Here is a 5,587-nt window from a genome sequence, read left to right on the forward strand (position 1 = left end):
TCATCTTCTCAGAGATTGGGCGGGGTGCTCCACTATCACCGGCCATGGTCTTACAAAAGGCGCTTTCGGTTACCCACAAATTCTGCCGAGGAGCCCAAAATTTTGATCAAACCAATCCTGTCAGGGCAAACTGAAATTATTTCATTGTGAAATCTTTGGGACTGGTTATGTCTTACGTCAGGGTATCTGCACCCGCAGACTTATCCCCTAAAAACCTGAATGGTTCTGTGCATAACTGCTTTAAGGTATTGGTTATAAGGGAAAGGGTGTGGGTGATTAACAATTGATCAAAGATAGAACACCATGCGAGCAGATTAGTCGATTAGAATCACTCATTTAGAAAATCCGGATTCCATTGCAGGATTCGTATGAATCACATCGACCCTAACACCGAGGAAGCAGTCCATCGCTTCCTCACCTTGATCGCCGATCGCTACGACATAGCAGGTGCTATCGTCTATGGCAGCCGGGCACGGGGGACACATCGCCCCGACAGCGACGCCGATGTGGCCGTGCTCCTGAAAGGCGAACATCAAAGGGTTCTGCCGACTACGCTAGCAATGGCCGACGTGGCTTACGACGTGCTGCTGGAAACGGGTATCAACATCTCACCTCTGCCGGTGTGGCTGGATGAATGGGAACACCCGGAGAACTACTCGAATCCGGCACTGCTTCACAACATCGCCAGGGAGGGGGTCAGGCTGTGAAGGCGCAAGACTTGATGGCAAAGGCCGTGCAGGCGGCAGCATCGGCGAAGGTGCTGCTCGATACTGGAGACGCCGACGGTGCATCTAACCGGGAGTACTACGCCATGTTCGATGCTGCTCGCGCCGCACTTCTGGCCTCGGGGTTCGATGTAGGCAAGACGCACAAAGGCGTTCTCAACGCTTTCAGTGATCGCTTGGTCAAAAATGGGCCGCCTCTTGAAACACGCGGAAACCTTCCGCTACGTGGCCGACTACGAAGGCGACCCAGTGGAAATGAGCGATGCGCGGGAAATGGTGGAACAGGCCGAAACCTTCGTAGCAGCCATGCGGGCCGAGTTCATGCCGGAAGAGTCTGACGACAACGACTATGTGTAACAACCTGCATTCAAAACTGACCCAACCAGCATTCAGTGCGATTCTGCGCCAGCAATAATTGTAACTATTTGTGCTGTCAACGATGGAGTCCATAGCGTTTCCGAACGGTATGGGCTTTCGGCCCCATCATCATGCATGGCCCGAAGCGCTTTCAACACATGACATGAAAACCGCCAATGCCCCCAATAGCTTCATTGCTCACACAAAGACAGTTGGCCGTTTTTTTGAACTCGTCAAAGGCCACTCCAACAAAACCGTGGCCCGAACCTTGGGTATCAGCCCGCTCACGGTGGCCAAGCACCGGGAGAACATTTACGCCAGGCTTGGCGTATCCCGCGTGGGCCAGCTTGCCCAATACATTCCCGATCACCTCAGCAGATGGAGCCTGACCAGCCGGGAGCAAGAAATCATGCGAATGCTGGTGCAAGGCTTGACCAGCGCCCAAATTGCCGAGCAACTGGGCCTGAGCACCTACACCGTGCAAACCCATCGGCAGAATATCCACAAGAAGCGCCAAGACTAATTCCAATTACAGATAGAAACAGAAATTATAAAATCGTATAACATACTGTAAATTAATCATATTATGAATATAATTATTTTCATTCCTATCGAGAATTGGAATAAGCCCCTTAGCAGATACGCTGTTTTAAGTATTTCCATGCCAATGCATTAATCATAATATGCATATCACTTCATCTCGAAACCCGGATGAAGACGAGACCGCTGAAAATCGTGAAGAGTAGGCATGCAAAGGAGAGATGGAGATGAAGAGAATTTCTTTTCTAGTGTTGTCCGTGGCGATTTGTGGGACCGCCATAGCACGGCCAACCTACGACTTCAAGCAGGGCTGGGATACGCAGGAAAATAATGACCAGAACCACCCGACCACCAACCAGCCCTATACGCAGGCGCAGATCAGAGCGTTTCTTGAGGATAAAAAAGACAGGGACGCCGTAGGAGATGGTGCCCGCATCCTGGGCCGGTGCGGAAAGGTGGAAATCCAAAAAGGCTGCCATCAGGCCAGCGACCGGCATGTGACTATCCGCGCGGACGAGCGGGAGAATTCCAACCAGACCAATGCATGCGTGGAAGTCAACACCAATCGTGGGATCCACGTAAACGGCTGCTGACCGCAGCCGCCCTGTGATTTTGAGTAGGCTCGAAAATCAATCCATTAACATTCAAAAGAGGTCATCCCTATGGGAAAATCTACCGGCATTTCCGATAAAGAGAAAAGCGACACCGAGTTCCGCGCGTACATGGATACCAGACGCCAAGAGGGAGAGAAGCTCCAGAAAGAACTCGTCGCAAAACTTAAAGTGGAATGCGACCGCTTCTACCACGAAAACCAATTCAATCACAGCTTATACTTGGGCAACCAATATCAGGAATTTCAAAACACCAGCAAATGGTCCTTGGACAACGTCACGAAAATCATCGAGGCAGTTTCCCAGATACTGCTGGGCAAGAATAAGGGTGCGAAAGACGTTCAAAGCAAAGATCAAACGGTACTGGAAGCGATTGGCGAGGGTGCGGCCGCACTGGCAGCCAATCAACAGTTAATCATTTCAAGGGTTTTCGATGCCGTCACCTCGATTCTGGGGACTTTCGATGTAGTCTCTGAGGCTAGGCGCGTAGCCAAGCAGGAGCATTTCCCCATTCTGGCAGGCCTGCATTTGTTCTTGAGCGCATCCAACGAAACGTACAAGTCGCAGACGTTTTTTACCAACGAATACATCAATCAACTCAACATCTGCTACGAGGTGCATTTCTCCGATCAGGAAGCGGCCCAGGCCGGCCGTATCGACAGCGCAACTCAGTATTTCGATCAGATCGTTGTTTTCAACAAGCGCCTGAAGAAGATGAACGCGGAACTGGCCGCATCCGAAACCCTGGAGGAGTTCGAGAAGCTGGAAAAATTCATCGCCAAATTTGAAGAGCAGCGGGATGCTGCCCAGACGCAACTGGACAGCATCAATAAAGCACGCAAATCGCTCAAATGGATGACGATGCGCAATGCAAATGCAAATGCAAATGCAAATGCAAATGCGATAGCATCCAGGCTGGAGAGTGCCATGCCTGCCTATGATACGGCGGATGTGACACAACTGCACTTGCAGGCGGGCAGCTGGCCCGATGCGCCCCCGCTCCAGAATTGAGGCAGGGACAGGGCTTTCTTGAGCTCTGTGTCTCAAACACTTTAATCAAGGCCGAGGTGATTCGACATCAAGGTCCTGATATAAAATTGTAAAAGTCAATACTTAATCTATCACCAAACGTTTTTAGTATTGGATTATGATGCCTGGCTACCAGGCCAGGCATATACAGCGCGCGACGTAGCTCGTTATGTCCATACGACTCATCATCATTCTGACCTGGTCAAGTAAAACCGGACAATCCGGTTAAGCAACATTTTTCAACATTTCCATTTCTGCCTCATATTGGTTTGGACTTTTGTAGCCCAGGTATGAATGCAGTCGATGGCTGTTATAAAACATGGAAATATACTGCAGGACATCTTGCTGTGCTGCATAGCGGGTCAGGTAGCATTGCCAATGGATTTGCTCCTGTTTAAGGCTACCGAAAAAGCTCTCAGCCACTGAATTATCCCAACAATTTCCCACACGACTCATACTGCCGATAAAACCATGTATTTTTAAAAGTTGGTGGTACTGTTTGCTGGCATATTGCGATCCACGGATGCCCTTCTAAATGTCAAGCGGCAATTTGTGCACTATTGATTAAATTATATGCCTCTATACAATTTTCAGTTTGATCTGAGTGTGCATCAGGCAGGCATTGAGAAGGCGTAGTGGTAACTCGGCTTCCCACCTGCGCCGGTTGAACCGATAGCAGAATTCATTGAGATATTCCTGCAGATACCCGAACGATACACCGTGATAAGTGCCCAACAGAAACGCTTTGAGGTTTCCAATGGCAATATGCACCCAGGGCAGCCACTTGCCCACCTTATCAGGCGGCGTCACCCGTGCGGCATGATGTTGGGTTTTGCCAATTTCCGTCAGGGAAGCCAGCGCATCACTACGCACCCACTGGCTGGGCGGGAGATGACATTGAACAAACCTTGCTACGGTTTCATGCGTCACAGCAGAGACCTGTTGCATGGCGATAAACCCGGCACACTTGCCCCGGTTCTCAATTGCCACCAGTACCGGGATTTTTCCCTCAGCACCGCGACCTCGCTTTCCACTACGGCGACCACCCACCAAGGCATCGTCAATTTCAATCAGATTGTGCAGCCGATAGATACTATCCCTGTGCCCCATGGTCATGCGAATCTTGCGCAATATCCGGTAAGCCGTAATCCAGGATACCTGGATTTGTTTAGAAAGATGTACAGCAGAAATGCCACCCTTGTCCGAGGCAGTCAGGTAAATCGCCCAGAACCATTTAGTTAGCGGCAGATGGGTGGAATGAAACAGCGTCCCCGCCGTCAGTGAAGTTTGGTAATGGCACTTGGAGCACTCCCAGGAATAGCGTGTACTGATGACATAGCCATGATCATGCCCGCAGCGCTGGCAACGGAACCCTTCCGGCCAGCGTTGTTGCATCAGCGCCTGCACACAGGCTTCTTCCGTCCCATATCGTTTCTGCCAATCCAGCAAATTAATTTCCAATGCTCTCATGATACAGCTCCCTATGTCGTTGATCTAAAAGCATTTGGCAGAAAATACTGAAAATAGTTTAGAGGCATAATACTATGCTTTTCCACCGATAGCGACTTGGCGACGGCCACGCGATTTTCATCCTTCAGAATCTGCTGCAGCCGCCGCAAGGTGACAGTCTTGCCGCTGCCCACGACACCACAGACTGCTATCAGCCGCCCTTCCAGGATCGCGCCCTTGATATCCTTGATGAGTTGCTTATGATGCTCGGTTTCATAGTAGCCCGCTTGGCTGAGCGGTTGTGCCAACCCGTAATACTGCATCACTTCAACGCGCATGATCCTCTCCTGATTTTTTGTTGCGGAAATACTCTCTTATGCGTGCCAGCACAATATGACGTATCAGCGTCTCGCTCAGCACTTGGTCGATAAAGGCGCGATCCGAGGCCGCGAGCTTTGCCAGTGGTAGCGCCAAGTCGGCGGCAATCGCAAGCTTGGCGGCGATAATGCTGGCGAAATGGTATTCGTGCGCTTCTGTATCAAATGGCTGTTTCGGCAATTCACTGGAAAGATTCAAGGGAGCAAGTCGTATCTCTTCTCCAGCTAGTGCAGCAATCGTCAGCTTGAGCTGGTTAGCAAGTGAGCGGATGCGGTCGGTGCGCTCGCCGACAGCGCCACGCTTGAATGTTCGGTAGCGGTTTAACGGAATCGGGCCGGATACCGGATAGTAAGGACCTGTCCGTGTACCCTCGTATTCGACGTACAATTCACTGTCGAACAAGCTCTGTTCTGGTCAAGTCCAACCGGACACTTTTTTTAGAGAATTTTCATAGTTAATTGGTGACTGATCACCATTCGCCGTATGCAGCCTCTCCAG

General features: G+C 50.5%; 7 protein-coding genes and 3 pseudogenes. 6 read left to right on the forward strand and 4 right to left on the reverse strand.

Features of this window, described 5'->3' with window-relative positions; all coding sequences use genetic code 11:
• The first annotated feature begins 368 nt into the window (after window positions 1-368).
• The 6 genes and pseudogenes from BLV85_RS14035 to BLV85_RS14055 all read left to right on the forward strand — a co-directional run bounded on the left by BLV85_RS14035 (window position 369) and on the right by BLV85_RS14055 (window position 3,244).
• Window positions 369-707 carry a nucleotidyltransferase domain-containing protein gene (locus tag BLV85_RS14035; RefSeq protein WP_090415854.1) on the forward strand — a complete coding sequence of 113 codons (339 nt, stop codon included), beginning with the start codon at window positions 369-371 and terminating at the stop codon, window positions 705-707.
• A 14-nt stretch (window positions 708-721) separates the two neighbouring features.
• Window positions 722-862: pseudogene (locus BLV85_RS15995) on the forward strand (hypothetical protein); the annotation flags it as partial.
• 61 nt (window positions 863-923) lie between these two features.
• On the forward strand, window positions 924-1,082 hold the full coding sequence (locus BLV85_RS15745) for a hypothetical protein (RefSeq protein WP_245725239.1): 159 nt from the start codon (window positions 924-926) through the stop codon (window positions 1,080-1,082).
• 163 nt (window positions 1,083-1,245) lie between these two features.
• A complete protein-coding gene (locus BLV85_RS14045) occupies window positions 1,246-1,605 on the forward strand; it encodes a helix-turn-helix transcriptional regulator (RefSeq protein WP_176974054.1) in 360 nt (119 codons plus the stop codon).
• 244 nt (window positions 1,606-1,849) lie between these two features.
• Window positions 1,850-2,215, forward strand: coding sequence for a hypothetical protein (locus tag BLV85_RS14050; RefSeq protein WP_090415856.1), 366 nt, complete (start codon window positions 1,850-1,852; stop codon window positions 2,213-2,215).
• A 69-nt stretch (window positions 2,216-2,284) separates the two neighbouring features.
• Entirely contained in the window at window positions 2,285-3,244 is a 960-nt protein-coding gene (locus BLV85_RS14055) for a hypothetical protein (protein WP_090415857.1), read from the forward strand.
• 243 nt (window positions 3,245-3,487) lie between these two features.
• On the opposite strand, the pseudogene BLV85_RS14060 reads toward BLV85_RS14055, so the two are convergent.
• The 4 genes and pseudogenes from BLV85_RS14060 to BLV85_RS14075 form a co-directional block, all read right to left on the reverse strand.
• Window positions 3,488-3,784: pseudogene (locus BLV85_RS14060) on the reverse strand (IS3 family transposase); the annotation flags it as partial.
• A gap of 57 nt (window positions 3,785-3,841) precedes the next feature.
• Window positions 3,842-4,732, reverse strand: coding sequence for an IS1595-like element ISNiha1 family transposase (locus BLV85_RS14065; protein ID WP_086557925.1), 891 nt, complete (start codon window positions 4,730-4,732; stop codon window positions 3,842-3,844).
• Between the two features lie 68 nt (window positions 4,733-4,800).
• Window positions 4,801-5,049, reverse strand: a pseudogene (locus tag BLV85_RS14070) (ExeA family protein); the annotation flags it as partial.
• Window positions 5,039-5,491 (reverse strand): hypothetical protein, encoded by a 453-nt coding sequence (locus BLV85_RS14075; protein ID WP_176974055.1) that lies wholly within the window; start codon window positions 5,489-5,491, stop codon window positions 5,039-5,041. The pseudogene BLV85_RS14070 and the gene BLV85_RS14075, both read right to left, overlap by 11 nt.
• Window positions 5,492-5,587: the final 96 nt, after the last annotated feature.

The sequence above is a fragment of the Nitrosomonas halophila genome, assembly GCF_900107165.1.
Lineage (GTDB): Bacteria > Pseudomonadota > Gammaproteobacteria > Burkholderiales > Nitrosomonadaceae > Nitrosomonas > Nitrosomonas halophila.

Excerpts from the sequence above, each read along its gene's own strand:
- BLV85_RS14035 (WP_090415854.1), top strand. The coding sequence starts at position 369 with ATGAATCACATCGACCCTAACACCGAGGAAGCAGTCCATCGCTTCCTC.
- BLV85_RS14055 (WP_090415857.1), top strand. The coding sequence starts at position 2,285 with ATGGGAAAATCTACCGGCATTTCCGATAAAGAGAAAAGCGACACCGAG.
- BLV85_RS14050 (WP_090415856.1), top strand. The coding sequence starts at position 1,850 with ATGAAGAGAATTTCTTTTCTAGTGTTGTCCGTGGCGATTTGTGGGACC.
- BLV85_RS14045 (WP_176974054.1), top strand. The coding sequence starts at position 1,246 with ATGAAAACCGCCAATGCCCCCAATAGCTTCATTGCTCACACAAAGACA.
- BLV85_RS14065 (WP_086557925.1), bottom strand. The coding sequence starts at position 4,732 with ATGAGAGCATTGGAAATTAATTTGCTGGATTGGCAGAAACGATATGGG.